Origin of the sequence: Salipaludibacillus sp. CF4.18, from assembly GCF_051262595.1 — a bacterium.
GTDB classification, from domain to species: Bacteria; Bacillota; Bacilli; order Bacillales; family Salisediminibacteriaceae; genus Salipaludibacillus; species Salipaludibacillus neizhouensis.
This window is the reverse complement of sequence record NZ_JBIMEV010000004.1, coordinates 79,978-106,349: the sequence shown is the minus strand read 5'-3', so window position 1 is coordinate 106,349 and position 26,372 is coordinate 79,978. Positions and strand designations below refer to the sequence as shown.

Here is a 26,372-nt window from a genome sequence, read left to right as displayed (position 1 = left end):
TTAGATGGCGATTGTAACAGTGGATTTTGACGGAACACTTTATCAAGGTAACTCATTTAAGGCGATGTTTTTAGTAGCTAAAAAAGAGTTTACAAGGAAAGAGTGGTTGTTAGTCAGTGGGGGAATGGTGAAAGCTGTAGGCCTTGGTGTATGGAAAGGGAAGCAGGTGTTCAGACACACTTTTTTTAAAGCTTTTGCCAAGTCGTTTAAAGGGAAAACAAAACAGGAATTAGATGAGTTTTTCAACCACCTCGTTCTAGCGGGATCAGACGAAGTCCATCAAGATTTAGTGCATACAATACGTGAGCATCAGTCAAAAGGAGATCAAGTGATCATATTGTCTGGAGCGCTAACCCCGTTTCTTGAAGCTTTTATTAGAGAGTTACAATTAGATGTGCCAGTGATAAGTACAGAGATCTTATTTGATGATCAAGGTTATTGTACGGGAGAAATAGGTACGATTGTAAACGGTCAAGAGAAGGTAAGAAAAATTGTTGACTGGATTGGAGAGAAGATGTCTCATGATGAGACTTCTCGTTCAGACGGCGATAATTTATGGGCGTATGCAGATAGTGAGAGCGATCTTCCTTTACTGGAGTTTGTCAATAAACCAGTAGTGGTCAATCCTAACTCTACTATGAAGCAAATTGCCGAAAAAAATCAGTGGCCGGTTTTTTGATATAAGAGTTTGTTCAAAAAGGTAGTCTTTTTTACCTTTTTGAACATCCTATTTAAGCTAGTTCTAACAGTAAAAATAGGTTGGAAAGACATGTTGTTGTATGACGGGACGGTTTACAAACAGCCATCCTTCACTTACAATAAAGGCAACAATATGATAACCGATTCGCACTAGGGGCGCTATAAAGCTGAGATTCAGGTGAAATTCCTGTTAACCCTTTGAACCCGAACTAGGTAATACTAGCGTGGGGAAGTGCAGGTAAGCAACATGTAGCCTGTTTTATTATTCTGCATGAAACTTCACTGCATCTTCCTTATGGGAGGTGCAGTTTTTTATATTTTGGGACTCCCTCCCTGTTATTGGTAGACATATTGAAAAAATGATGTAAGAGGAGGATGCAACATGGAAGGGTTAAGTTGTGGAACAAGTCGTATAGTTGGGTGCCGGTTTTCGGTGTATCCAATGACGGATAATTTTGTGGAAGTAATAAAAGGAGCATTAGAGGAAGTGGATACGTCCAAGGTATGGCAGTCTACAGATGATGTGAGCACGTGTATTCGAGGACGGAGTGAACATGTATTTGACGTGGCTAAAGCGATTTTTATCTATGCAGCAAAGACAGGGGTACATGTGGTCTTTAATGGGACTTTCTCTATTGGATGTCCAGGAGACTCTGACGCGGACACCTATATGTCAGAGGATGATGTCCGCTTAAATGAGAGTGGATCAAATAAAGAACGTGTGGAGGCAGCTTCTCAATTTGCGCTTTATCCGATGAACAACCCGGACTATATGCAAATCATCGCTGAACAGTGTGCTGTAGCTCAAGAACAAGGCACGTTTACGAAAGGCGTTCACTATGCCTCTCGACTTGATGGAGATGCGAATGCTGTTTTCAAAACATTAGAAGAAGTATTTGTGAATACTTCAAAATCGAAGGACCAAAGTCATGTGACAATGACGGCGGTTATTTCAGCAAACAGTCCATCTAAGAAAGATAAATAGGAGGGAGCAACCAAACATGTTGAAGCAATGGAAGTTAAAAGAAATCGTCTTAATGTCAATCTTCGGTGTTGTGTTCGCAGTTATTTATCTCATGTTTTATTTTTTCGGGCAAGGCTTACGTAATTTTCTTACGCCGTTTGGTCTGGCACCATTTGGCTATGAAATTATCTTTGGTATATGGTTCATCGTTTCAATCATTGCAGCATATGTGATTCGAAAACCTGGGGCGGCTTTCTGGTCGGAACTAATAGCTGGAACGGTCCAAGTACTCATAGGAAGTCCAGCAGGTCCACAGCTAATCATATCTGCGGCGATTCAAGGATTGGGAGCAGAAGTGGTTTTTGCTGCAACCAGGTACCGAAACTTTTCACTTTCTGTGCTTATTTTAGCAGGGATGTCGGCAGCTATTTTTAGTTATGCTTGGGGCTGGTTCCAATCTGGTTTAGCGGCGTTAACCCCAGAACTTATCGTTGCCACCTTGGCAGTCCGTATCATTAGTGGTGGATTGTTAGCGGGTCTATTAGGAAAATGGATTAGTGATCAGTTAGCTCAAACGGGAGTTCTTCGCGGATATGCATTAGGAAAGGAGTGGCAGGAAAAACGTGAAAAATCAGCTTAACTACCTAGATGGTTTGCGTGAAAATAGTCATCCTCTTATTCATGTAGAAAAGCTTTCGTTCGATTATGAGAGAATCAAAGAAAGATCGTTAATAGATCAGATTACTTTCTCATTAAAAGAAGGGGAAGTTACGCTGCTTATGGGTGCAAGCGGTTCAGGTAAGAGTACTGTAGCTCTATGTTTAAATGGTTTATTTCCAGAAGCTGTGGAAGGGTATGCGGATGGAGAAATCTATTATAAAGGAAAAAAGGTTCAGGGATTTGAACAAGGAGAGCTGAATCAAAAAATTGGGATCGTTTTTCAAGATCCTGAGAGTCAATTTTGCATGATTACTGTTGAAAATGAATTAGCTTTTACGATGGAAAACATTCGCGTTCCACGGGAAGATATGGTTAGGAGGATGGATAATGTTCTGGAGTCAGTAGGTTTAGAAGGATTCAAGGAAAGGTCTATTCACGAGTTATCGGGAGGACAAAAACAAAAAGTTGCTCTCGCGTCCGTTCTCCTTCTCAAACCAGAGCTTCTCATACTAGATGAGCCAACAGCGAACCTAGATCCATTATCTAGCTTGGAATTTATTAATCTTGTAAATAAATTGCATAAAGAAAGAGGAATGGCTGTTCTAATAATTGAACACCAATTAGATGATTGGCTTCCGTTAACGCAACACGTCCTTGCAATAAGTAAAGAAGGAAAGCTAATCGCCGACGATAGGCCGGAGATTGTCTTCAAGAAACAAAAACGTGAACTAGAGAATGAAGGAATTTATTTACCAAAAGTGGCCTCCAAAAATCTGTGGGGAAAGTCCCCCCAGATTTTTGGACCGTCTGAAGAGGTTATTTCTTTGAAAGGAGTCACATTCGAAAAAAAGAAAAAAATGATATTAAAAGATATTAGTCTCTCACTTGGTACGGGAGAATTTGTGGCGATCGTTGGAGAGAATGGCGCTGGTAAATCTACACTACTTCAACTGATGGCTGGAATTCTTTCAACCATGGAGGGGAGTGTTGATTTTCTTAAGAGGCCTTTAAAGGAGTGGAATGAACAACAACTTCGCCAAGAAATGGGCTTTGTTTTTCAAAATCCGGAACACCAATTTATTACTGATACGGTTTACGATGAGCTAGCCTTTGGTATGAAGTTAAACAACATTCCGATGAAAGAAATGGAAGCTAAAATAAAGGAACTCCTTCATCATTTCCAATTAGAACAAAACCAATGGAGTAATCCTTTTTCTCTAAGTGGGGGGCAGAAACGGCGTCTTAGTGTTGCAACGATGTTGGATGAAACACCGAAACTATTACTTTTTGATGAACCTACCTTTGGTCAGGACGCCCAGACAACCGAGGAACTTATGAAAATTATCCTAGATTTGAAGAATAAGGGAACGACGATTGTTTTCGTCACGCATGATATGGATTTGGTGGATAACTATTGTGAAAAGGTCTTTGTATTAGACCAAGGAGAAATCGCTTATCAGGGACACACACAATCATTTTGGGAGAATGAATCTTTGGTTAGAAAAGCTCATCTCAGACTTCCTTTTCGAATTAGGGCTCTAAAGGCTGGTGATGTCTATGATGTCGTCCATTAACCCAAGCGTTAAAGTTGTAGCTATCCTCATTCCCGGAGTTCTTCTTGGATTTAGTTTCGATATATTCACACCGCTTGCTTATTTGATTTTTATTGTTGCGTTCACCTTTCTTTTTAGCCAAATTTCGATCAAAAAATGGCTGCTAATTTTTGCTCCATTTGTATTCTTATCATTAGGGTTCGCCTGGATGACGATGCTTTATACGAGCAATTCCTTTTCAGGGGGGAGGGTTTTATTTGAATTTTGGTGGTTTGAAGTTACCACTGGTGGAGTGATGGTAGGGGTAAGTCTGGCACTCCGATCTTTATGTTTTGTTTCACTATCCCTTTTGTTTATCTTAACGACAGATTCCACGAAGTTTATGCTTAGTTTAATGCAACAATTTAAACTCCCCCCTAAGCTAACCTATGGTATTTTGGCAGGGTATAGGTTCCTGCCTACGTTCAAGCATGAGTTCGAAGTACTTCGTCACGCGCATCGAATAAGAGGAATAGGAAGAGCACAAGGGGTAAAGGGACGAATTCAGCAGTTTCGTCGCTATTCGATTCCCTTAATGGCCAATGCGATTCGTAAAGCAGAACGAGTAGCGATCGCGATGGAGTCAAAAGGATTCACAGGTTCGACAGATCGCACATATTATCACCTTATGACGGTAGGGAAAAAAGATTGGGCTTTTTTTGTCAGTATTGTAGGCATCTTTTTCATAGTAATATTCGCATCTTATCAGTTAGGATATCTTAATATTTTTGGGAGACAATTTTAACAGATTTAAGCTAGAGTTCTCCTTCCTCAAATATCCGGTAGAATTTTAGGTGGGAGATGAATGGCTCAGACCTAGATGATAACGCTGCAAAAACATAATCAAGGGAAAAGGCTACTCACCGAAACGAAAGTAGCATTTTTGTTATTTTGACCGCTACCGCTGGCACAGCGGGGGTAGCTCGATTAATTGGTTGGCTAGTAAAAGCGACTATTTTCCGAGAAGCCCCACTTCAAATTTTGAGAGAAGTGGTGGGCGGTAGTTCACAAACTGCATTATAAGTTGATAAAATTATGTTAATTTGTCACAATGGATGTTATTTTTTCACAGATTAGTGAGATTAGACTAGTTTTGATTGAAGTAATCTACTGCTATTTTCAAAGGATGTCCAAAAAATGGGTAAATAGAATGATTTTTCGTTCAGGAACATGTTCTTAGATGTCTAATGGGACTGTTTTCTTAGGGGGGGATCTAGATTAAAGGCAGTATTGCTAGGATTTATTCCTGTATATTCGAGCGTGTAATATCCATTTAGTTTCAGAAGTTTACTAGTTAAAACACCATTTATTAATAGGCAATGAAAATTTGTGCGAAAGGATTCGTACAAATTGAAATTTACTTATGTATCATAGACTTTATAAAGAATGATAGTGCAATTAGTTAGGATATTACTTTTTTGCATTAACTTATATATTTAAAGTGAATTCTAAAAATTGTTATTACATATTGCAGAATAAGAGTGGTTAGAGAGCTTTCTTTAGGTGTAAAAGCACCTTTATTTGTATATCAGGTGTTGGATAATGTGTAGTTCAATAGATATGACATCTAATGACCTATTTGCAAAATATAGCAAAATTTACGAAAATTCTACAAGGAATTATGTCGTATTATATAGAAAAGACTATATATAGAGACGTCTAAATTTCCGGGGGATAACGTGAATAAGAGAAGCTTGGAACTGATGGATATTGCTAAAAATTATATTTACGACAGTAATTGTAATATAAGTCACGCTTTTGTAAGTGGATCGGTGGCTAGAGGTGAAGCGGATGAATTTAGTGATGTGGATATAACACTTTATTCAAAAGATAGAGGTTTTATTGGATCGAAGAATATTGAATATAGGGATGAAATACTTCAAATAGACAAAAAACCTTTAAACAAGTTGCCAACAAAAAGGATGGTTATGGAGAGCCCGTGGGATTATCGGTTTTTAGTGGAGAGTATAGTTATTATAGATACTAATAATCAATTAAAAAATATACAAACTTGGGTGAAAGATTATTTATTCTCTGAGGAGGGCAGGCAAAAACAATTGGATCAGGTAACGGACATTGTGACATCACGGACAATGTTTGCGAAATCCTGTCTGAAAGAGAAGCGGAATTTTTCTGCGACATGTGCTGCGATGGGAGCTTGGTCGGAAGCGGCCTTGTTATATTTATTCTTTCAAAAGCATTCTGTTTCTAATGACCGAGTCATTCCTCATATTCATCAATTATGTGGACATTATCAAGAGTTTGAATCAGCAGTACCTTTTAATAGCGAAGTTAACGCAGCCGAGTTCCCCGAAAAAATGACAGAATTTCGAAAGTACTTACGAGTGAAAGGACATTCGTTTGAATTTGGCTTATCACCAATTCAAGATAGATTGTGCGGTCAAAAGGCGTTACGATTACTATACAAAGAGGAAACACTTAGTTTAAAGTGGCAATTATACGGAGAAGCGTTTTGGTTATTTATGGAGACCTCAAATGGATTAGCCCTTGAACCTTACTATCGGCGATTACCGCCGTCATTGCAGGATCATATGTCTGACATAGGGTTTCAGGCTTTGTCTGATAAAAAGGTGCTCGTATTGTGTAGTCTTAGCGGAGAATTATTACATTTATCGCAACGGAGACTTTTACAAATAAAGTAAAAGGACCAAAATCCGAAGTAATTGTTGTTGTTCACTATTTTGAACGAAGGTTGGCTCATTCCTGATAGATAGCTATGTTCTATGTTATAAGTAGCGGTATTTTAATCTGCTCTAGGCGGAAGCTTTCCCATGGCAATGCTTCCGCCTGCTCGTGAAGTAACGTTCGTTTCTGCTAATCTGTAGGGAGCCACCCCCTTCGCTTTTTCAAACTTTTCAATCATAAGTCAAACAGCTTTCATTTAAGAATAGATTTTCTCTCCTCAAGTTTCGGTAACAATCCTCTGCCATCTTGACTGCCAATTTTTAGATTTTACTCGTTGATTATAAACAGCAGCAAGATGCTTAGTGCTTTTAAAAAGAGGTGTTGGTCTAACTATAAAATTGATCACATCTTGTATCCCATGTGGTGCTGTAAGCACGACGTTTCCTTGTGTATCCAGTCGGACACCTAATGAAGTAGCTGTTTCGGGGAATTTAGCAATCCCGTCTTCGGCTGACTTATAAGGGGGGAGGTCATTAATGACATGCATTCTGGCTTGGTTTTTCACAGACCAGGGATAGGTAGGGGAGATGCGTCTTAACTCCTGTTCTAATTCCTTTTCTAAGTGCTCATCTGTTTGCATCCCATCAAAGTAGATGACATCGATGTCAGAAAGAGGAGTGCTTTCTTGAAATTCGTGCAAGGTGTCCCATATTTTAGACCTTACAAAACCGGCGCAAACCCACCAGTCAGGTAAATTCAAGAGTTGCACAGCTTTTAGTATTTCCATCATGTCATTATCTTGTTGGATAAGTTGCGCAATATCATGTTCGGATTTTAACATCATATTATCTGGTCGCCCATTCTTCTGCTAACAAACTGTATACAAAAGCATCGGAGTAATGATCATGAAGCCATTCGAACTGCCTGATACATCCTTCTTTCGTGAAGCCTAGGCGCTGTGGTATTGCCTGGCTTTTATAATTTTGGACAGCTGCACGAATTTCTATTCTGTTTAAATGCAAGTCACGAAATGCATACTGTATCATTGCATTGCCGGCTTGTGTCATTAATCCTAAACCTTCAAACTCTTCTCCTAGCCAATAGCCGATACTTGTTGCCCGGTTGTTCCAATTGATTTGATGAAAGCCAATAAGCCCGGCAATTTGACCTCTGTACCATATACTGGCCTGGAAACCGTTATTATCTGCATATTGCTTCATAGCAATGCGGATAAATTGTTGCGTGTCGGTAACTTCCTTCGTTCCTTCCACCCATGGCAACCACTGGTGTAAATTCTTTGATCGTTTTATCAAATTAAAAAGTGGCAAAGCATCATTCATATCTAAAAGTTTCATATAAGCCTCGTTGTTTATCCGATATGTAAACATAACAACACTCCTTTTTTAGTAGAAAATGTCAATAAAATAATACTAACATAATTATATACATGAAAGGAATCCTTCTCCGACAACAATTTAAACAATAAATACTTCAGTTTACCTATCGATAGCACAAAATAGAACCTCACGACTTTAAATAGGTCATGAGGACTTATAGGCTGTTTAGTGATCTACCAAACTAGGAAGACATCCATTGACCACCATTAACATGAAGTGTTTGGCCAGTAACGAATCGTGAATCCTCCGAAGCGAGATATACGTAAGTGGGAGCGAGTTCAAATGGTTGTGCTGCTCGCCCCATAGGGTTTTCACTTGCAAATATAGCTACTTCATCGGCTGAAAAACTGGAGGGAATAAGTGGTGTCCACGTTGCACCTGGCGCAACAGCATTAACCCTAATACCTTGATCAACCAAATTACTCGCTAATGCTCTTGTGAAACCAGTATTCGCTCCTTTTGTAGCAGTGTAGTCAATTAATGTTTTCATGCCTGCATAACTGACGACGGAAGAAGTGTTGATAATGGAGCACCCTTCGGATAAAAAAGGAAGGGCTGCTCTTGTGGTATAAAAATGAGAATAAACATTAACTTTGAAGGTATCATCAAATTGCTCATCTGTAATATCGAGCAAGTTTAATTGTTGCAGTTGAATGCCTACATGATTACAGAGGATTTCAAGGTGTCCGAAAACTTCGATTGTTTGAGTTACAATGTTTATACACTGTTGTTTTTCACGCAAGTCTCCAGGTAGTAACAGGCACTTCTGACCGAGTTGTTCGATCCTTGTTTTCGTTCTGTTCGCATCCTCGTGTTCATCTAAGTAGGAGATTGCGACATCTGCACCTTCTTTAGCGAATGCAATAGCTACAGCTGCCCCAATACCACTGTCTCCCCCTGAAATAAGGGCCACTCTATTTTTTAGCTTTCCAGTGCCTTTATATTGCGCATTTTCTATGATAGGTGGGGGCACCATTAACTTTTCCAATCCAGGCTGCTGAAATTGTCTTTGTTCAGGAAAATTTAAGGGAATTTCTTCGTAACGGGAGATTTTCCCGTAATGAGAGTGTAAAGGATAGTAATCGGTTGATTTTTGACCTTTTTTATTTTTTCGTTTCATGTGTACCTCCTGTCTTAAACTAGGAAGATGTCCACTCGCCACCGTTCACGTGAAGCGTTTGACCAGTAACAAATCGTGAGTCATCCGAAGCAAGATATACATAAGTCGGAGCAAGTTCAAATGGCTGGGCCATCCGTTCCATAGGATTGTCTTTGCCAAATACTGCAACGGCATCTGCAGAGAAGCTTGCTGGAATCAGTGGCGTCCAAGTACGTCCGGGGGCAACTGCGTTCACTCGTATTCCTTTGTCTATCAGATTGTTGGCAAGCGCACGTGTGAAACCGACATTTGCTCCTTTTGTAGCGGTGTAATCAATCATTTGCCCAAAACCTACATAGGCGACAATCGAGGCAGTGTTAATTATGGAACTAGCTGGTTCTAAATAGGGAAGTGCCGCTCGAGTAGTGTAAAAGTGAGAGTAAATATTCACCTTAAATGTGTCATCAAATTGCTCATCAGTAATATCTGTCAGGCTTTCTTGTTGAAATTGAATACCAACGTGATTACAAAGAATATGCAGAGAGCCAAATGTTTCGATTGTTTTTTCAACAATATAGATACACTGCTGCTTTTCACGAAGATCACCAGGCATTAGCAAACAACGTTGACCTAGTTGTTCGATTCTATCTTTTGTTCGGTTTGCATCCTCATGCTCATCTAAATAGGCGATAGCGACATCAGCACCTTCTTTCGCGAAAGCGATGGCAACAGCCGCACCTATCCCACTATCTCCACCGGAAATAAGAGCGACTTTTCCTGACAGTTTACCACTACCCGTATAGTTTGTATTCTCAATGATGGGGGCTGGAACCATCAGTTTTTCCAAACCAGGTTGACGAAGCTGACGTTGTTCAGGAACGTTGATCGGTATGTCTTCGTATTTCGTTATTTTCCCGTAATTTGGGTACATCGGATAGGTATCTTTTTTCGCTTGTGATTGTTCAGACGAATGATTTATTTTATTTTTCTTCATGCGTAACCTCCCAGTTTAGACAGAGCCAATTTAATTTTAATCTATGCTAGGTAGGCATTTGACGTGCAAATTTCAGCGTTGATTCAGAGACATATTAGACGAATGAGTACCTTCTTACAGTAAGCTGAATAGGTTAATGGCAGGGGTAAACAGAGGGGAGGATATCTAGTGGATTATTATTACAATCCAGAGGTAGAGCTACTGTTAGTCGATGCTTCTGAGAAAATGGTAGAGATGTTATATAACGACAATCCGTATACTTGGCCAATGCCAAATATAGGACCAAGACCACCATACTACACCAATCCTCGTTATGAGGAGAATTTCCCGCTAATATAAATAAATAATCACATCGGGGGTTTACCTGGTGTGATTATTTATGATTTAAAAAGTTGAGATTCCACTTGCTTCTTGTAATCGATAGAGCCAATAACGAAAAGAGGAAGCTTCTTCTTTAGACTCACTATATTCTTCCGTGAAATCAATCTCATCATTTTCCCACAAAGTCTTAAGATAGGTTTCTATATCTTCCAGTACAGCCTCCTTTGGACTTCCAGTAATTTTCAGATCCATTTCATAAACGCCATCTTCTAGATTCTTTTTAGTGAAATTTGCCGAACCACCTATCGCTGTAGAACGGTCCTTATCAACACTAAAAAATAGCTTGGTATGAAATTGCTCTCCATTAGCGTTATACCATTTTAAGTTTAGGTTCTCGTTAGACTTTTCAGCCAATTCATGTGCAACTGGCTGATTAGGAATTCCGTTTTTTTCTTTTCCATACGACTCCTTGTTTTTATCCAAAATAATATTAACGCGGGCACCTTTTTCGGATGCATGAAGGAGTCCATTGATAATATCTCGATCTGAGAGATTAAAAGCAGCAAGCCAAAGGGTGGTTTGTTTCCCGGCTCGGCGGCACTCTTCCAAAATGTTGGTTTTGATTTTTTGTTCAGAAAGAACACTCACACTTAAAGGGTGATTATTATGTGAGAGACCTTGGATAATAGTGATTGGCTGAATGAAGGAACCATCACCGCCTGCAAAGGAAATAACTTCTTTTTCTGTCTTCGCTATATCTTTAAGTACGTCCCCTTTGACGTGAAAAGCAATATTGGAGTGGTGAGCACTCGGACCGTGGAGATTTGCAGAAGTAATGATGGCTTCTTTTTCATTCATTACTATTTTTCTGTGATTAGCTGTTAATTTAAAGGCTTCAAGATAGGACCTTGCAGTGACTTTAACTTCCGAGTTTCCATGTTGAAAGGGTATAGGAATCCAACCACCTTCAGGAGTACCCGCCCATTGCAAAAAAGCGCGATAACCACTAGTGTATAACGGGTTACTATCCCTGAGTTTAGCCGTATCGGCAGTGAGAACTTGAATATCAGCAACCTTTAGTTTCTCTAATTCCGGAGAGGGGCGTGAGCCGTAAAGCGTATTAATTTCATCTGTTAAAACTGTGATGGAAATGTGCGGACTTTTTGTTTTTTTATCAATTAGTTTCTTGGTAAAGTTTTTAGCTAGTTCAGGTGTATGAATGATTTCAGGGTATTGATCATTAAACAAAAACATGTCCACTAATATAAATTCTTCGGTACGATCTACTAGTTGTTCTATTTCTTCTATTATTTCTTGGTTTTTCAATCTCTTATTATTCTTGGTATAAGTAATATCACGAAGAAAATAGACCTCGCTTTGATTATTGGTGCTTTCAAAGGAGAGACCTTCGGGAAGTTCTTTTAATTGACCGTACAGTAATGAACCACTGTATATGAAGACAAGAAGAAGGATACATAACCAGAAAACGTTTTTTTTTCGTTTTAAAAATGGTGCTGAGATATCTTTTTTTTTCGATCTCACAAAGCTCACCACTTTCTTACGTTTTACATTTATTTAGGATAAGTTGAATGAAGGAAAATGACTTCGGGTATACTCCCGAAGTCATTCATTAATAAAGACAGATATTTGAATTTACTTGGTGTTTTGTGCTTGTTGAAGCTGTTGAGTCGCTTGCTGCAACTGTTGCTGAACTTGTTGGAATTGTTGCTGTTGGTTCGGTTGTGCACTGCCTTGAGCTTGCTGCAATTGCTGCGTAGCTTGTTGTAAAGCTGTTTGAGCTTGTTGAATCGCCTGTGGATTAGCTTGTTGCTGTTTTTGTTGAATCACTGCTTGAGCCTGTTGAATTGCTTGCTGTGCTTGTTGAACTTGTTGCTGATTCTGCTGATTCTGTTGATTTTGTGGCATGTGGGATCTCCTCCTAATGCGTATTTTGTTACCTCTTATAGAGTGCCAAATAATAAGTAAGTCATACTTACTTTTTAAATTGAATTCAAAGGAAAGTTAGAATTCGCTTTAGTTGGATGTTTTCCGCGGCCAATACTTCAACCTTCTCTGACAAAGAGCGTCCTGCGGAGTCTTCAGTTTTTTCAATAAAACAAAGGAAGGGAACAAAAGGTAATTTCTGTTCCCAAGGCTATTATTCCTCTGCTTTTTTACGTTTGTTATGAAGCTTCATCCAAAAATATATTCCAAAAACAATACTTCCAAAAAAGAGGAAAAACAAAAACAATGAATCGGTTGCTATTTCCCAAAGCATCTTTACACCAAACCTTTCCAGCCAAAAACCTTAAGAGGGATTAATTGGTTCGCTATTGCTGTTTTCATTTGAGTTATCATCAGCGTTTTTCTTATAAAGAAAAACGAGTGGACAGAATCGAGTAATTCCTTCAGCAACTTTCATAGAACCGAGAAAAATCGTGATAAAAGATGTGTTGCTATGCGGTTTGCGATGAAGTCTAGAAGTTCCCCAACTAACCATCATAAGACCACAAGTGATTCGAATTAATGCATTGATTATGCCAATATTAGGCTTTACCATGTTAAATTCCTCCTTAGTTTTCAAATTTGTCACATTTCATTAGTGATGGAATGCACAAATATGATAGAATAGTGAAAGCGGTTACTTGAACTGCGTTTTTTAAAGATAAACTAAAATAATCTCATTGAGAATAAATAAGGTGATATAGATGATAAAAGGATTTTCACATTATTGGACAAAGAAGCAAATTCGTGATCAGCTGGCTGTGGTGCAAGGTAAAAAGGCACCGACAATGGTTGTGACAAATACAACATATTTGAATAGCTATCGGAAAACTTGGATGCAGGGGAATATCTGGATTCATCGTGATCGGATTGTATATGTTGGAGAAGCCATGCCGGCTACACAAAATGATACTGAATTCGTCGACGCAAGTGGAAAATACGTTGTACCAGGTTATATTGAACATCATGCTCATCCGTTTCAGTTATATAATCCCCTTAGCCTTGCAAAATATGCAGCAGAACGTGGGACAACGACATTAATAAATGACAACTTACCTTTCTTTTTTCATTCAACAAATAAGCAAGCGCTTTCATTATTGGATGATATCCAGAAAACGCCGGCTACAATGTTGTGGTGGGTCAGGTACGATGCGCAAACAGAGTTAAAGGATAATAACGATGGTTTTGATTATTCAAACATGAAGAAGTGGTTGGAGCATCCTTTTGTTGTTCAAGGTGGGGAATTGACGGATTGGCCATCTGTATTGAATGGAGATGACAGTATACTTCATTGGATGCAAGCAACAAAGGATGTAAGAAAGCCCATTGAAGGTCATTTTCCCGGTGCCGGTGAAAAAACATTAACACAAGCGGCAATCATTGGGGTTGACGGAGATCATGAATCTATGACAGCAGATGATGTCATAAAAAGACTTGATGTAGGTATGGTGGCATCACTTAGATATTCATCGATCCGACCAGATTTACCAAGGATTCTTAAAGAGCTTCATGAAAAAGACTTTTGTCAGTACGATCACTTAATGATGACAACAGATGGTTCACCACCACATTTTATGAAACATGGGTTTATGGAGCACCTCATTCAAATTGCTATGGATGAAGGTGTACCTATGATAGAAGCTATAAACATGGTGACAGTAAATGTCGCGACACACTTTCATATGGATGATGTGCTTGGGATGGTGGCGCCCGGAAGAATTGCGAACCTCAACTTTTTACAAAGCAAGGACAATCCGATGCCAACTGAAGTGCTTGCGAAAGGCAAGTGGGTTCGAAAAGATGATAAGCCGTGTTTCCCGGAAATACCTTTTGACTGGGGAGAGTATGGTTTAGGAGAAATGGAATTAGATTGGGATTTAACTAGAAATGATTTTCAATTTTCGATGCCTCTTGGAGTGGAGATGACGAATGATGTTATTATGAAACCTTATCAAATCGATAAGGACATAACCATGGAGGAACTTCCGGAAAACTCAGATGAATGTTTTATAATACTGGCCGACCGCTTTGGAAAATGGTTAGTAACAACCGTTGTAAGGGGATTTGCGAAGAACTTATATGGATTCGCGAGTTCTTTTTCCACAACAGGAGACATTTTATTGGTCGGAAAAAGCAAGCAAGGTCTTTTGGACGCATTTCAAGAGTTAAAAAAGATAAAAGGGGGTATTGTACTTTTAGATCGTGATCGGGTAGTGGCCACTGTACCATTAAAAATAGGAGGGGTGCTATCTTCAGCGAACTTGGATGAAGGACTAATTGATCAGGAGGAACAGTTAAGACTGGCATTAAAAGAACGCGGATATCCTCACGGTGATCCCATTTACAGCTTATTATTTTTCTCTTCTACACATCTGCCATACGTGAGAATTACACAAAAAGGGATATTTGATGTGAAGAAGAAAAGGGTACTCTTTCCTTCGTTAATGCGGTAAACTAGAACAAGCATAGAGAAGAGAGGTAGATACCTTTATGAAAGTTTTATATTCATGTTTAGCAATTATATTTGTCCTTATATTGACTGCCTGCAATAATGAGGAGGACTCCTCAGAGGTTGCTGAAACTAAAGATGCTGAGGAAGAAGTGGAAGAAACAGAAAAGGAAACAAATTCTGAACCAGAAAATACAGAAATAGAACCAAGCAATACTTTCCCATTAACTGGTGAGCCTACAGAGGAATCAACAGACCATCGTGCTTTCGGTGTGATGATAGAGAATTCCACTTCATCTAGGCCACACTCTGGATTGTACCAGGCTGATGTTGTATATGAACTTTTAACAGAAGGGCAAATAACACGATTATTAGCAATTTTTCATAGCGATCAACCAGAAAAAATTGGAAATGTACGAAGTGCACGAGAGTATTTTGTCCACTTGAATAATGGTTACGATGCTATTTATTCATCGGCTGGAGGAAGTCCCGGAGCATTTGACTTGATTAAAAGGGAACAAGTACCGTATATTAGTGGTCTTGACTATGATGGTCAATATTTTATGCGCACGTCTGACCGCTCTGCCCCACATAATATGTATACTACATATGAGGATTTAGTAGATGCTGCCAACGACCTTGGATTAACTGTGGAAGACCGTGAACCACCTGAATTACCTTTTTTTAATGAGGCAGACAGTGTGAAGGCTGATGGAACTGCACAAGGACTTGATATTAGTTATAATAGTGTGAATGATGTACGGTTTGATTATGACAAAGAGACCAATAGCTATATCCGCTCAGTCGGTGGAAATCGTGTAGATGACCTGGAGACAGGAGAGCCAGTTGCTTCTAAAAATGTGTTCATTGTAGCATCTGCTCATCAAGTGTTAGATAATCAAGGTCGCCGTTCTATCGATATCGAATCAGGTGGAGAAGCCTTTTTAGTTCAAGGTGGGGAATTCATCGAAGCAGAGTGGCGAAATGTAGATGGTCTTATCCTTCCTTTTAAAGATGACGAAGCACTGTCATTTTTACCAGGGCAAACATGGATTAACTTCGTAGACGGCGGTATTGAAAATAAAGTGTCGTTTGACGAATAATACCGTTATCACTACCTTGAATACGAGAGGATGAATTCATTACATGCAAATTGATAAATTACGAGGGAAAGAGCTAGATCAGCTGTTTAAATCAATATTAAGCTTGAAAGATGTAGAGGAATGCTATACATTCTTTGACGATCTTTGTACAATGAACGAAATTCAATCATTAGCTCAACGTTTAGAAGTAGCTCGTATGTTAATGGACGGTGACACCTATCAACGTATTGAAAAAGATACTGGTGCAAGTACAGCTACAATTTCACGTGTAAAGCGATGTATTAATTATGGAAATGACGGCTACCAATTTGCTTTGGCTCGCGTAGCCAAGGATTCAAAAGAATGATATGGGAAATTAGGAAAGACACTGAAAAAGTCGATTTTTACTTTTTTAGTGTCTTTTTTTTAACAAGATAACTTATAAATTTAAAACTTAGCGCAATCTGTTTTGAATTATTTTATCGGGAGGTATTCACTTGTCTATTAAAAAATCACTGGCTTATTTAGTCTACACTATTTTTTTGCTTGGATTGTTCATATATATTGGGGAACTTATACTGGATATTGAAGCAGAAGTCTCAACCTCTGCGGAACTTACACCGCTGTACTATTTTCCTTTAGTGTATTTTCCGCTTGGTTTACTATTAGGTTTACCTCCATTTATTCAACAATTTAAGCAAAGTGGAGGATGGAAAGTGAATATGGAGAAGTTGTTGTTTGTTGGTATTCCTTCTTTATATTTATGCTGTTATCCGATTTTTTATTTTCATGCACCTGTATTAACCCTTCCATTTGGCAAGTTAAATTTAATTTTACTAAGTCATAGCTTTACACAAATAGCTGGAATCATTTTCGGCTACATGTTGATAACAAGTTTTTATAAAGTTAGTAAGTATCCTGTTATTATAGGGCGGTAAAGAAGATTACCAGATCAACCCTAAGCGGCAGCTTCCCCTGGGCCATGCTTTAGCCTCCCGGGGAAAAAACCATGTCTTTCCTCTTTCAATTTTGGTAGTACAAGCATTTATGTCTTGATAACCGTTAATCCGTAATGACCAAACCTAATAAAGAAGAGAATTGAATGGCCTGGAAGGTAGACACTTTGCAGCCTTTTAAATCGGCTAAAGATATTATTAGTTTTTCAAAAGTTGAAGTACTGATATCTATCCCTTTGAGGGAAGTCTTTTCAAAGTTTGCACTATTGATATTACAACGAATAAATTCAACTTTTTTAAATCTGCAATCGTAAAAATCTGTAGATTCTAATGAATTTTCTTGAAAGTTTACTTTCTCAAATTTTGAATTTCCGAATGAAGCCAAGTTCAACAATGAATTATCAAACTGAACATTACCAAAGCGGGAATCGGTTAAATCAACACCTAGTAATTTGCAGTTTTTAAACATCGTTCTGTGAATGGAAGAACCTTTTAGAATCGCATTCGAGAAATCACAGTTATCAAATGAGACATCTGTAATATCGATATTACTAAAATCAGTATTGTTAAACTTACAACCTTTCATAACCAAATTTGATAGTCGAACCTTATTTAACACTTCATTATCAAATGTAGATTCCTTTATTTCACACATTTCCAATTCTAAATCCTCTTCGTAAAAAATATCGTGAAAATTCTTTGAAGGCAAATCTTTCGGCATCCTTGGTAAATCTATTTTCATCTATATTCCTCTTTTCAATAAGTGATGTCTCTCACTTATGAGTTATTTGTTACTCAAATATAGCAAACCATGATATTTAATAAAAGACTGTTATTTTGGGGAGAGTTGTGTGCAATGCAAGTTTAGTGGAGAGGCAGAAGCAATTCGTAATCATTGTTAATCCTTTAAAATCTCCTGTAAAAACCTTTCTCTATTTTGTAAAAAGTATTTTGTTATTTGATAATGGTCTGTATCCTCATAATCAATCTCTTTAATTGTGCCGTTATCAAAACTTAAAATTGTGGCATTTGGAAAACCTAAAAGAATTGGAGAATGTGTAGCGATAATAAATTGACTGTCACCGGATGAGACTAAATCATGGATGATTTTTAAAAATGAAAGCTGTCGTTGCGGTGATAATGCAACCTCTGGCTCGTCTAATAAATAAATTCCTTTTCCTTTGAATCGATTTAAAAAGAACGAAAAAAAGGATTCTCCATGTGACTGTTCATGCAAAGATCGTCCACCATAGGCATCATGAGCTCCTATTGTATCAATATGTGAAGCGAACTGATAAAAAGATTCTGCTCTAAGAAAGAAGCCATTCGTTACCTTAGGGAGCCAGGAAAGCCTTATATACTCTCCTAGTGCTGATTCGGAAGACTCCACATCATAATAGTTATTTCGCCCTCCGCCAGCTGTATTAAACTCGCATTTATCTGAAATGGCTTCTAAAAGCGTGGATTTTCCAGAACCATTTTCTCCAACAAAAAAAGTTACTTTATTTTGTAAATCCAATTGTCGAAAGTCTTTAATGGATGGAATAGAGAATGGATACGTATTAAAAGATGGAATACGTTCACGCTGAAGTTCAATTCTTTTTAAAAACATGTGACCACCTTTCATTTCGTTTATTAGTAATTGTATCATTTCATTATCGAAACAGTTGAATGAACTTGGTACTAAAAAGGCGTAAAAGTTAGACTAGGTGTAACTACTAGTGGAAGAAAGAATGTTTATTTTGTTAGACAAAATTATGTCCTTATCTAAATAGTCAGTATGTTCAAATTGTATTATACTTGAATGAAGTAACTTTAATGGAGAAAATAGTAAATTGCAGAATAATGAGGAGGTTAATTAAATGGAATCTACTCTCATAACGATAACCTTTTTCTTGGTTATATATTTAACAATTACGGTACTTAAGTTAGAAGGTCGTATAAGAGGTTTGAAATATTCGTTAGATCAATTAAAAAATCAAAAGGGTATGTCAGAAAATCCAGTAGACGGTGAATTGCGTGAATTAATAAAAGAAGGAAAAGATATCAATGCAGTAAAAAAGGCAAGAGAAACACTAGGTCTTTCACTACTAGAAGGAAAGAGATATATTGATAAATTAAAATTATTAGATCATTAATTGGGAGTCCTTTGAAAACTAGTACTTGGTTATTTATACATAGACTCGAAGTTTTGCAGAACAGAAATAGGATATTGATTCTGAGGAGGATTTGTTAGGATGGAAAATCGGATAAAAAATGACGAAGTAGAACTTCATTATATAGACAGTAATCCTCAGGATGATAAAAGTATCCCACTTTTAATTTGTCCAGGATTATCTGAATCAGCTGAGGACTATATTGAAGTAATGTCAGCATTGTTACCAAGAAGATGTATTACATTTTCCTATCGTGGACGGGGAAAAAGCAGTTCTCCCGATCATGGTTATTCATTAGATCATCACGTGAGAGATATTGAAACAGTCGTTAGGCATTTCGGTTTAAAAAACTTTCATCTAATGGGATATTCGAGAGGAGTTTCATATGCTTTGAGTTATGCAATTAACAATGCAGATTATTTAAAAAGCTTAATACTTGCCGAATACCCACCAGAACATAAAGAAATGCCAAAAGGATGGGCAAAGGAATACTTAGAAACATATTGGGGGGATAAATTAGGTTTTGATATTATGAAGCCACATGTAGTAATGGGTATTGAACAAGATTCAACGTTTATTAATTTCCGTCTCAAGTTACATCGAATTAAAAGTCCTGCTTTAATAATGAGAGGGCTGCTTGATGAATCCTTGCTCTCTGAGGAGCAAGCGAAAGCTTATGTAAATGAATTAATTGATGGAAAGGTAGAGGTTTTTGAAAAGTCAGGTCATACCCTGAAGGAATCAGAAACAGAAAAATTTATAGCTACATTAAAGCTGTTCTTAAACAACATAGATTGATTTTTAATGTATAGAAGTTAATACTAGAATTTATCTAAAGATTGAAAGTGTTTAAATCGAATTACAAGGAGAGAATCGTGGAAATCTCAATCATTAGACATGGCAAATCTCAGCTACCTGTAAATAATAAAATATCTTGTTTCGAGTTTAAGAATTGGGTTGAAAAATATGATAATCATGGAGTGTTTGCAGAATCAAGTTTTCCTTCCGAGACCATAGAAAAAGCAAAAACTGCAAATATCATTATTACGAGTGATTTAAATAGATCCGTAGAATCGGCAATGTTATTAAATTCAAAAATGAAAACCATCTCTGACTCATTGTTTCGTGAGACAGATTTGCCTGCATGTTCAATGAAGATTTTCAATATAAAATTAAAGCCAAATAGTTGGGCACTCATTTTTAGGTTACTATGGTTGTGTGGATATTCTAACGAGAGTGAATCTTTGAAAAGCGCTAAATTAAGAGCGGTAAATGGGGCGCAGCAATTAATTGATTATGCAAAGAAATATGGATCGGTAGTATTAGTAGGTCATGGGTTTTTTAATACGTTGATAGCGAGTGAATTGCGGAAAAAAGGTTGGGAAGGTAACAGAAAAGCTGGTGCAAAACATTGGAGTTGTATTACATATTCATTTTATACATAAAGATGGAAATTTCAATTATCTCCTGTTATTATTGATATTCCATTTTTCACAAAAGAAGGAGTAATAAGGAACTATTAATTTTTAAATGGTGAATACCTTGATAGAATGGTATATGGAATATTAAAAGATGAGTGGATAATGAACCATCATTAAATTGGATTTTTCGTCAACTTAAAATGGAATGAAAGGGGTGATGGAAATGGTAAAACCCAAAAGACTTAAAAGAGGTTCAAGAATAGCAATAATCTCCCCTTCAAACGGGTTGCCATTTTTGTTTCCGGAAATATATGAGCTTGGTTTAAAAAACCTTAAAGATATTTTAGGTCTTGAATATGTTGAAATGCCAACAGCGAGAATGGGACCGGAAGAGTTATATAATAACCCGCAGGCTCGAGCAAATGATATTAATAAATGCTTTGAGGACGATCGTATAGATGGGATTATTACTAGTATTGGAGGATACGAAGCCGTAAGAATTTTACTACAGAAATAATCATTCAAAACCCAAAACTAATCATGGGTTTTTTAGATGCGACAACATTTTTATCTTATTTGAATCAGTTAGGATTAATAACTTTTTACGGACCTTCTGTTATGGCAGGCCTAGCACAGATGGAAAGCCTTCCTCCTGCATATATAGCTCACTTAAAAGCAATATTATTATCAAGCCAATACCCTTACACCTATTCTCCTTATGATAAATGGAGCAATGGTTATAAAGATTGGAGTAATTTGGAGACTCTTGGAGAGTGCAAGGAGTTTCATGACAATGAGAATGGATGGACTTTTCTACAGGGGAATTCTGTTGAACAAGGAGAGTTATGGGGAGGGTGTATGGAAGTATTAGAGTTTATGAAATCAACAAAATACTGGCCAAATTAATCTTTCTGGAGTGGGAAAATTTTAATTTTCGAGACGTCAGAAGAGAAACCTTCGCCTATGGAGGTTGGTTACATGCTTCGAAACTATGGTATGCAAGAAATTTTTTCGCGGATAAAAGGAGTAATTTTTGGACGAGCTAAAGATTACTCATCGGAAGAGAAAAAAGAGCTAAATCAAATGATTGTCAAGATCATACGGGATGAGTTTGGACAAGATAGAATACCAATAGTGACAGATGTTGATTTTGGTCACACAGATCCAAAACTTATCATGCCTCTCGGAGGAAAAGTAGAATTAAACCCCCTAACCAATGAAATTAGATTAATAGAAAGTCCATTTCAAAATTAGCAAAATAACACCTGTGTGTAACCAGGTGTTATCTCATAAGACTACTATTATACTATTTGCTCGCTATTAGTCCTTACCTCAGTGTTAGATTTACGAGTGAATACAATCAGAATCAGCAATATCAGCTGCAATCCAGTAAAAATCCATATTGTTATCCCAGTAGAGAAGATATCCATACTCCACCCTGTCAAAAGCGGTAAGAGAGCTCCACCGATTCCTCCAGAGGCAATCATCGTACTAGTGATTTTTTCTGTTTTTCCGATAATACGCGCATTAGCATAAGTAATTGCAATTGCGAATGTACCGGACATAAAGAGACCAATGATCATGATCACAATGAAAAGAAAAATAGTTCCGCTAATAAAAGAAAAAGCAATTAACGTTAAAAGAATAGCGATATTCGACCAGACGAGATATGTAAAATAATTTACTTTTTTGAGCAATTACTCCAGCGAAAATGCGACCGATAGACATTGCAATCCAGAAAAATGTGACACTTAATGAAGCAATGGCTGTACTTGAACCGCTGAGTTCGATAAGGATAGCCGGAAGAAAGTTCGCAATGCTCATTTCGAGACCTACATAAACAGCGAACAGGACTGTAAACAAACTATAAATGAAAACCTGTTTATTTCGTTTAAAGGCAGGATTATCCAACACAGCCTGATCGATCACTTGCTCCCTTTTAGGGGAAGATTCCTTAGAATCACTTATAAATTCCTCTAAATTATTAGTCGACATCCAAACGAAAATCATGATTAATGAAAAGAAAGCTAAAACAAAAAAAGCTAGATGCCAGTATTGAATTACGATAAAAACACTGACAATTAAAGGCATTAGCATGGCACCAATACCGAAGAAAACCTCAACTCTGCTCATGACGATTGCTTTTTTCTCTTTAATCGAGTCGAGTATTAACGCTCCGATTATAGCTTCAATCATTCCGAAGCCAAATCCAGAAAAAGGTGCAGCGCCAACGATCCATTGCCAAGGAAGTAAAAAGCCGTTGATGGTTTGAGAAAGAAACAGCATGGTGAAAGCCATCAACAAAGCATTTCGACGACCCAGCTTGGTGATCCAAAGTGGTGTTGTAATCACACCAATTAGAAATCCACCAAATTGAATAGAAATGAGGAGACCACCCTCACTGTAATCTCGGTTGTAATAGTTTAAGAGTTCAGGGAGTGTTGCTCCAATAATAACGGTAGCCAGGCCAATAAGAAAATAAGAGGCATAAAATAACTTGATTAAACGTTTCATTGAGTTACCTCCAATATCTTAAAGTGCTGCTTCCAATAAATATGTCGAAAAAATACTAATAGAGGATGTTCAAAAAGGTAGTTTTTTTCCTTTTGAACATCCTATGATACTTAAGCTTTTTAGAAGACAACTGTCTTATTATTGTGCGAGATAATTCGATCCTCTAAGTGCCAACCAACTGCTCTTGCTAAAACAGAGCGTTCAATTTGTCCGCCAATGCGTTTTAGATCATCAACACGATGATGATGGTTTACACGATGGATGTCCTGTTCGATGATCGGGCCTTCGTCCAAGTCATTCGTGACATAGTGAGAGGTAGCACCAATTAATTTAACGCCTCTTTCGTAAGCACGTTCATACGGCTTGGCACCAACAAAAGCTGGAAGGAAAGAGTGATGGATGTTAATGATTTTCCCTGGATGCTGAGAAACGAATTCGGGTGAGAGAATTTGCATATAACGTGCTAAGACAATCACATCAACTTTATCTTTTAGTAGAGCAAGTTGTTCGGCTTCCGCTTCTTTTTTCGTATCTTTTGTAACCGGGATATGATAAAAAGGAATGTTAAAAGATTCTACTAATTCGCGATGATCAGGATGATTACTAATTACCATAGGTACCTCGGCAGTTAAATCACCTGATTGCAATTGCCACAGCAGTTCCAGCAAACAATGTTCCTGCTGGGACACGAAGATAGCGACTCTTTTTAACTCATCAGCAAAAGAGATACGCCAATCCATATCAAATTTTTCAGCTATCGTTTTAAAATCTTCTCTTAGATTCTCATCATGTTTAATGTCGAGTACATCGAATGCGACACGCATAAAAAATTGTCCACCCTCTGGATCTGTTGAGTATTGATCAGATTGCACAATATTAGCATGACGATCGAATAAAAACTTCGATACAGCTGCAACGATACCTGGTTGATCCAAGCAAGTGATTAAAAGTCGGGCGTGGTTTTGATTCCGCTCAAAATATGCCTGTAAGCGGTGATTCATTTTCGCGTTCATAATTTCCTCCAATCATATTTAAAAGTGAATCTTTACCGATTCACGTGATTATAAAATTGCACACGGAGGTTATTATACCACGGCTTGAATGAACTAAGCATTAAAAAAAGTCGAATATTTTATGGTGAATTGGGAACATTTGAAAACTAAATGGATAGTCATATTCAGATAAACAGTGATCATCTGGCAAAAACGCATGATATATCCAATTGCGGCTATATCATGCGTTTTTTATATTAATTTAGCGGTGGTCTTGATGGCTAAACGCATGATTCACATTTCATCATTCTAAAATCATCACTCCATAGCCCTCTAAGGCAACAGAACCAGAAAGCGTTTTGTTAGTTAACAACTCTTCTCGAGTCGAATCTAATTCAAACGTTATCTCCTCAGAATTATGGTTCATGACGAATGTGTATGCCTTGCCATCTTTCCATCGTTCAGTAACTTCAACCCCATGAGGGACATCCAATAAAGCTTGAATTCCTTTCTCCTCAGATAAGTTAGATAGAAGATCTTGCAAAAAGGAGGCTTCAGGACTTGTTCCAACATAGACTGCTTTTCCGCTGCCTACTTTATTTGAGGTGACGACTGGCGTTCCCTTGTAGAAATCAGAGCCATACTCTGCGATAACATCGGCACCTTCAGAATGAATAATGTCAAACAGCAAATTACATTCATAGCTTCCTTCAAGTTTTCCAAGCTTATCTTTTACGACGATCTGGTTTTTATGTTCAGGGGCTAATGCATCAATTTCTTCTACCCAAATGCCAAGCATATCCCTAAGTTCACCTGGGTAACCACCTGTAGTCACGAGATCATTTTCGTTTACGATTCCACTGAAAAAAGTCGTGACAAATGTTCCACCATTAGTGGTAAACTCCTCAATCTTTTTTGCATAGCCGGGTTTTACCATGTATAAAACAGGGGCAATGACAATGTCATATTGACTCAAATCCTCGTCCACGCTGATCATATCTGCAGCGATGTTTTGCTGATAGAGAGCATCGTAATATTTGTGGACTTCATTCACGTAATCAGGGGCTACGGAAGGTCCACTTGACAGCTCAATGGCCCAACGATTATCCCAATCAAACACAATGGCGACTTTTGCATGCACTCTTGCGTCGAGAAGTTTATCAGACAGTTGCGCCAGTTCTTGACCAACATGAGCGGACTCCTTGAAAACTCTCGTGTGTTCGTGACCGACGTGTTCAATCACTGCACCGTGGTATTTTTCACAAGCCCCAACGGATCTTCTAAGTTGGAAAAATAGGACTGTATCTGCGCCTCTAGCTACAGCCTGGTAGCTCCATAACCGCATGACGCCTGGTCGTTTCAATGAGTTATAAGGCTGCCAGTTTTGCTGACTAGGTGTTTGCTCCATTAACATAAATGGCAGTCCGCTTTTTAGCCCGCGCATTAGATCATGTCGCATCGCAGTTAAACTATGTGGTGTGTCATAAGCTGGATAGTTATCCCATGAAACAACGTCCATTTCCTTTGCCCATTTAAAATAATCCAGTTCCGGATAGGTACCCATTAGATTCGTCGTAATCGGCAGGTCAGGGGTATGTTTCTTCAAGGCATTGTGTTCTAATTTATAGCATTCCAGTAAACTATCTGACTGGAAGCGGCGGTAATCCAACGAGATCCCTTGAAAACTCGTATTATTAGCCCCCCACTCCTCACTTAGAGCGTTGGGAGGAACAATTTCATCCCACTCATAAAAAGTATGTCCCCAGAATTTCGTACTCCACGTTTTATTTAATACGTCGATCGTTTCGTATTTTTCCTTTAACCATTCTCGGAACCCGGTTGCACAATGATCACAATAGCAATAACCACCATACTCATTGGATACGTGCCAAATTAATACGGCAGGATGATCCTTGTAACGTTCTCCGAGTTTATCGGCAATCCGTTCCGAATACTTGCGGTAGGTTGGACTGTTAGGACATGAATTATGTCTTCCGCCAAATGCGCGTTTCCGGCCTTGGAAATCAACTCGTAAAACATCCGGGTACTTTTTCGCCATCCAAGCGGGGTGTGCTGCAGTACTCGTTGCTAAACATGTATAAATGCCATTTTTGTAAAGTCGATCAATGTGCTCATCAAGCCACACAAAATCATATGTGTCTTCATTAGGTTGATTCGTTGCCCATGAGAACACATTCAGAGTCGCCACATCTATACCAGCAAGCTTGAACATTCTCACATCTTCGTCCCATTCTTCCTCTCCCCATTGTTCAGGATTGTAATCTCCTCCGTACCAAATCTTCGGTAATTTATCATTTATCATCTGTTACCACTCCATTCCTGATATAATTATAGTTACATTGTATACCGTTATAATAGCAGATGAAATATAACAAAATTGACATAGATATAATAATAAAGAAGTA

The 26,372-nt window shown here is 38.0% G+C and carries 30 protein-coding genes and 1 riboswitch; of the genes, 17 read left to right on the top strand and 13 right to left on the bottom strand.

Translation table 11 applies throughout. The features are described from left to right. The first annotated feature begins 4 nt into the window (after positions 1-4). The 6 genes from ACHABW_RS04470 (at position 5) to ACHABW_RS04445 (ending at position 6,578) form a co-directional block, all read left to right on the top strand. Positions 5-679, top strand: coding sequence for an HAD family hydrolase (locus ACHABW_RS04470; protein WP_435754240.1), 675 nt, complete (start codon positions 5-7; stop codon positions 677-679). 162 nt (positions 680-841) lie between these two features. Continuing rightward, a riboswitch (TPP riboswitch) is annotated at positions 842-947 on the top strand. Between the two features lie 134 nt (positions 948-1,081). Continuing rightward, the gene (locus ACHABW_RS04465) at positions 1,082-1,684 is read left to right on the top strand and encodes a YkoF family thiamine/hydroxymethylpyrimidine-binding protein (protein WP_435754239.1); all 603 of its coding nucleotides are present in this window, start codon (positions 1,082-1,084) and stop codon (positions 1,682-1,684) included. A 16-nt stretch (positions 1,685-1,700) separates the two neighbouring features. Continuing rightward, positions 1,701-2,303 (top strand): ECF transporter S component, encoded by a 603-nt coding sequence (locus ACHABW_RS04460; protein WP_435754238.1) that lies wholly within the window; start codon positions 1,701-1,703, stop codon positions 2,301-2,303. Next, positions 2,287-3,897: an ABC transporter ATP-binding protein gene (locus tag ACHABW_RS04455; protein ID WP_435754237.1), complete on the top strand. Its 1,611-nt coding sequence runs from the start codon at positions 2,287-2,289 to the stop codon at positions 3,895-3,897. Before ACHABW_RS04460 ends, ACHABW_RS04455 begins: the two co-directional genes overlap by 17 nt. Further along, positions 3,881-4,660, top strand: coding sequence for an energy-coupling factor transporter transmembrane component T family protein (locus ACHABW_RS04450; protein WP_435754236.1), 780 nt, complete (start codon positions 3,881-3,883; stop codon positions 4,658-4,660). The genes ACHABW_RS04455 and ACHABW_RS04450 overlap by 17 nt, the downstream gene beginning before the upstream one ends. A gap of 934 nt (positions 4,661-5,594) precedes the next feature. Next, positions 5,595-6,578: a nucleotidyltransferase domain-containing protein gene (locus ACHABW_RS04445; RefSeq protein WP_435754235.1), complete on the top strand. Its 984-nt coding sequence runs from the start codon at positions 5,595-5,597 to the stop codon at positions 6,576-6,578. Between the two features lie 260 nt (positions 6,579-6,838). On the opposite strand, the gene ACHABW_RS04440 is transcribed toward ACHABW_RS04445, so the two are convergent. From ACHABW_RS04440 to ACHABW_RS04425, 4 genes are all read right to left on the bottom strand, one after another. Continuing rightward, positions 6,839-7,405: a nucleotidyltransferase family protein gene (locus ACHABW_RS04440; RefSeq protein ID WP_435754234.1), complete on the bottom strand. Its 567-nt coding sequence runs from the start codon at positions 7,403-7,405 to the stop codon at positions 6,839-6,841. Position 7,406: 1 nt separating this feature from the next. Next, a complete protein-coding gene (locus tag ACHABW_RS04435) occupies positions 7,407-7,949 on the bottom strand; it encodes a GNAT family N-acetyltransferase (RefSeq protein WP_435754233.1) in 543 nt (180 codons plus the stop codon). A gap of 190 nt (positions 7,950-8,139) precedes the next feature. Then, a complete protein-coding gene (locus ACHABW_RS04430; RefSeq protein ID WP_435754232.1) occupies positions 8,140-9,078 on the bottom strand; it encodes an SDR family oxidoreductase in 939 nt (312 codons plus the stop codon). Positions 9,079-9,097: 19 nt separating this feature from the next. After that, the gene (locus tag ACHABW_RS04425; protein ID WP_435754231.1) at positions 9,098-10,051 is read right to left on the bottom strand and encodes an SDR family oxidoreductase; all 954 of its coding nucleotides are present in this window, start codon (positions 10,049-10,051) and stop codon (positions 9,098-9,100) included. 168 nt (positions 10,052-10,219) lie between these two features. Here ACHABW_RS04425 and ACHABW_RS04420 point away from each other — a divergent pair, with 168 nt between their 5' ends. Continuing rightward, positions 10,220-10,390 carry a hypothetical protein gene (locus ACHABW_RS04420; RefSeq protein ID WP_183041072.1) on the top strand — a complete coding sequence of 57 codons (171 nt, stop codon included), beginning with the start codon at positions 10,220-10,222 and terminating at the stop codon, positions 10,388-10,390. Positions 10,391-10,435: 45 nt separating this feature from the next. Here the strand turns inward: ACHABW_RS04420 and ACHABW_RS04415 are convergent, their stop codons facing one another. From ACHABW_RS04415 to ACHABW_RS04405, 3 genes are all read right to left on the bottom strand, one after another. Further along, positions 10,436-11,914: a phospholipase D-like domain-containing protein gene (locus ACHABW_RS04415; protein ID WP_435754230.1), complete on the bottom strand. Its 1,479-nt coding sequence runs from the start codon at positions 11,912-11,914 to the stop codon at positions 10,436-10,438. Between the two features lie 111 nt (positions 11,915-12,025). After that, positions 12,026-12,298 (bottom strand): hypothetical protein, encoded by a 273-nt coding sequence (locus tag ACHABW_RS04410; protein WP_435754229.1) that lies wholly within the window; start codon positions 12,296-12,298, stop codon positions 12,026-12,028. A gap of 382 nt (positions 12,299-12,680) precedes the next feature. Next, on the bottom strand, positions 12,681-12,932 hold the full coding sequence (locus tag ACHABW_RS04405; protein WP_435754228.1) for a YgaP family membrane protein: 252 nt from the start codon (positions 12,930-12,932) through the stop codon (positions 12,681-12,683). A gap of 148 nt (positions 12,933-13,080) precedes the next feature. Here ACHABW_RS04405 and ACHABW_RS04400 point away from each other — a divergent pair, with 148 nt between their 5' ends. The 4 genes from ACHABW_RS04400 to ACHABW_RS04385 all read left to right on the top strand — a co-directional run bounded on the left by ACHABW_RS04400 (position 13,081) and on the right by ACHABW_RS04385 (position 16,845). Beyond that, on the top strand, positions 13,081-14,829 hold the full coding sequence (locus ACHABW_RS04400; protein WP_435754227.1) for an adenine deaminase C-terminal domain-containing protein: 1,749 nt from the start codon (positions 13,081-13,083) through the stop codon (positions 14,827-14,829). Between the two features lie 37 nt (positions 14,830-14,866). After that, positions 14,867-15,928 (top strand): DUF3048 domain-containing protein, encoded by a 1,062-nt coding sequence (locus tag ACHABW_RS04395; protein WP_435754226.1) that lies wholly within the window; start codon positions 14,867-14,869, stop codon positions 15,926-15,928. A 43-nt stretch (positions 15,929-15,971) separates the two neighbouring features. Continuing rightward, the gene (locus tag ACHABW_RS04390; RefSeq protein WP_110937297.1) at positions 15,972-16,274 is read left to right on the top strand and encodes a YerC/YecD family TrpR-related protein; all 303 of its coding nucleotides are present in this window, start codon (positions 15,972-15,974) and stop codon (positions 16,272-16,274) included. 130 nt (positions 16,275-16,404) lie between these two features. Beyond that, entirely contained in the window at positions 16,405-16,845 is a 441-nt protein-coding gene (locus ACHABW_RS04385) for a hypothetical protein (protein WP_435754225.1), read from the top strand. 124 nt (positions 16,846-16,969) lie between these two features. Here the strand turns inward: ACHABW_RS04385 and ACHABW_RS04380 are convergent, their stop codons facing one another. Further along, positions 16,970-17,605: a pentapeptide repeat-containing protein gene (locus tag ACHABW_RS04380; protein ID WP_435754224.1), complete on the bottom strand. Its 636-nt coding sequence runs from the start codon at positions 17,603-17,605 to the stop codon at positions 16,970-16,972. Between the two features lie 156 nt (positions 17,606-17,761). Then, the gene (locus tag ACHABW_RS04375) at positions 17,762-18,475 is read right to left on the bottom strand and encodes an AAA family ATPase (RefSeq protein ID WP_435754223.1); all 714 of its coding nucleotides are present in this window, start codon (positions 18,473-18,475) and stop codon (positions 17,762-17,764) included. A gap of 250 nt (positions 18,476-18,725) precedes the next feature. Here ACHABW_RS04375 and ACHABW_RS04370 point away from each other — a divergent pair, with 250 nt between their 5' ends. From ACHABW_RS04370 to ACHABW_RS04345, 6 genes are all read left to right on the top strand, one after another. Then, positions 18,726-19,001, top strand: a complete 276-nt coding sequence (locus ACHABW_RS04370; RefSeq protein ID WP_435754222.1) for a hypothetical protein — start codon at positions 18,726-18,728, stop codon at positions 18,999-19,001. A gap of 99 nt (positions 19,002-19,100) precedes the next feature. Then, positions 19,101-19,817 carry an alpha/beta fold hydrolase gene (locus ACHABW_RS04365; protein ID WP_435754221.1) on the top strand — a complete coding sequence of 239 codons (717 nt, stop codon included), beginning with the start codon at positions 19,101-19,103 and terminating at the stop codon, positions 19,815-19,817. A gap of 77 nt (positions 19,818-19,894) precedes the next feature. Then, on the top strand, positions 19,895-20,464 hold the full coding sequence (locus tag ACHABW_RS04360; protein WP_435754220.1) for a histidine phosphatase family protein: 570 nt from the start codon (positions 19,895-19,897) through the stop codon (positions 20,462-20,464). A 199-nt stretch (positions 20,465-20,663) separates the two neighbouring features. Continuing rightward, positions 20,664-20,957 (top strand): LD-carboxypeptidase, encoded by a 294-nt coding sequence (locus ACHABW_RS04355; protein ID WP_435754219.1) that lies wholly within the window; start codon positions 20,664-20,666, stop codon positions 20,955-20,957. Between the two features lie 101 nt (positions 20,958-21,058). Then, a complete protein-coding gene (locus tag ACHABW_RS04350) occupies positions 21,059-21,346 on the top strand; it encodes a hypothetical protein (RefSeq protein WP_435754218.1) in 288 nt (95 codons plus the stop codon). A gap of 57 nt (positions 21,347-21,403) precedes the next feature. Next, on the top strand, positions 21,404-21,694 hold the full coding sequence (locus ACHABW_RS04345; protein ID WP_435754217.1) for a hypothetical protein: 291 nt from the start codon (positions 21,404-21,406) through the stop codon (positions 21,692-21,694). Positions 21,695-21,741: 47 nt separating this feature from the next. Here the strand turns inward: ACHABW_RS04345 and ACHABW_RS04340 are convergent, their stop codons facing one another. The 4 genes from ACHABW_RS04340 to ACHABW_RS04325 all read right to left on the bottom strand — a co-directional run bounded on the left by ACHABW_RS04340 (position 21,742) and on the right by ACHABW_RS04325 (position 26,269). Then, entirely contained in the window at positions 21,742-22,137 is a 396-nt protein-coding gene (locus tag ACHABW_RS04340) for an MFS transporter (protein WP_435754216.1), read from the bottom strand. Then, positions 22,052-22,954, bottom strand: coding sequence for an MFS transporter (locus ACHABW_RS04335; RefSeq protein ID WP_435754215.1), 903 nt, complete (start codon positions 22,952-22,954; stop codon positions 22,052-22,054). Before ACHABW_RS04335 ends, ACHABW_RS04340 begins: the two co-directional genes overlap by 86 nt. A gap of 119 nt (positions 22,955-23,073) precedes the next feature. After that, positions 23,074-23,967: a formyltetrahydrofolate deformylase gene (gene purU / locus ACHABW_RS04330; RefSeq protein WP_435754214.1), complete on the bottom strand. Its 894-nt coding sequence runs from the start codon at positions 23,965-23,967 to the stop codon at positions 23,074-23,076. Positions 23,968-24,250: 283 nt separating this feature from the next. Next, the gene (locus ACHABW_RS04325; protein ID WP_435754213.1) at positions 24,251-26,269 is read right to left on the bottom strand and encodes a beta-galactosidase; all 2,019 of its coding nucleotides are present in this window, start codon (positions 26,267-26,269) and stop codon (positions 24,251-24,253) included. Positions 26,270-26,372 lie beyond the last annotated feature (103 nt).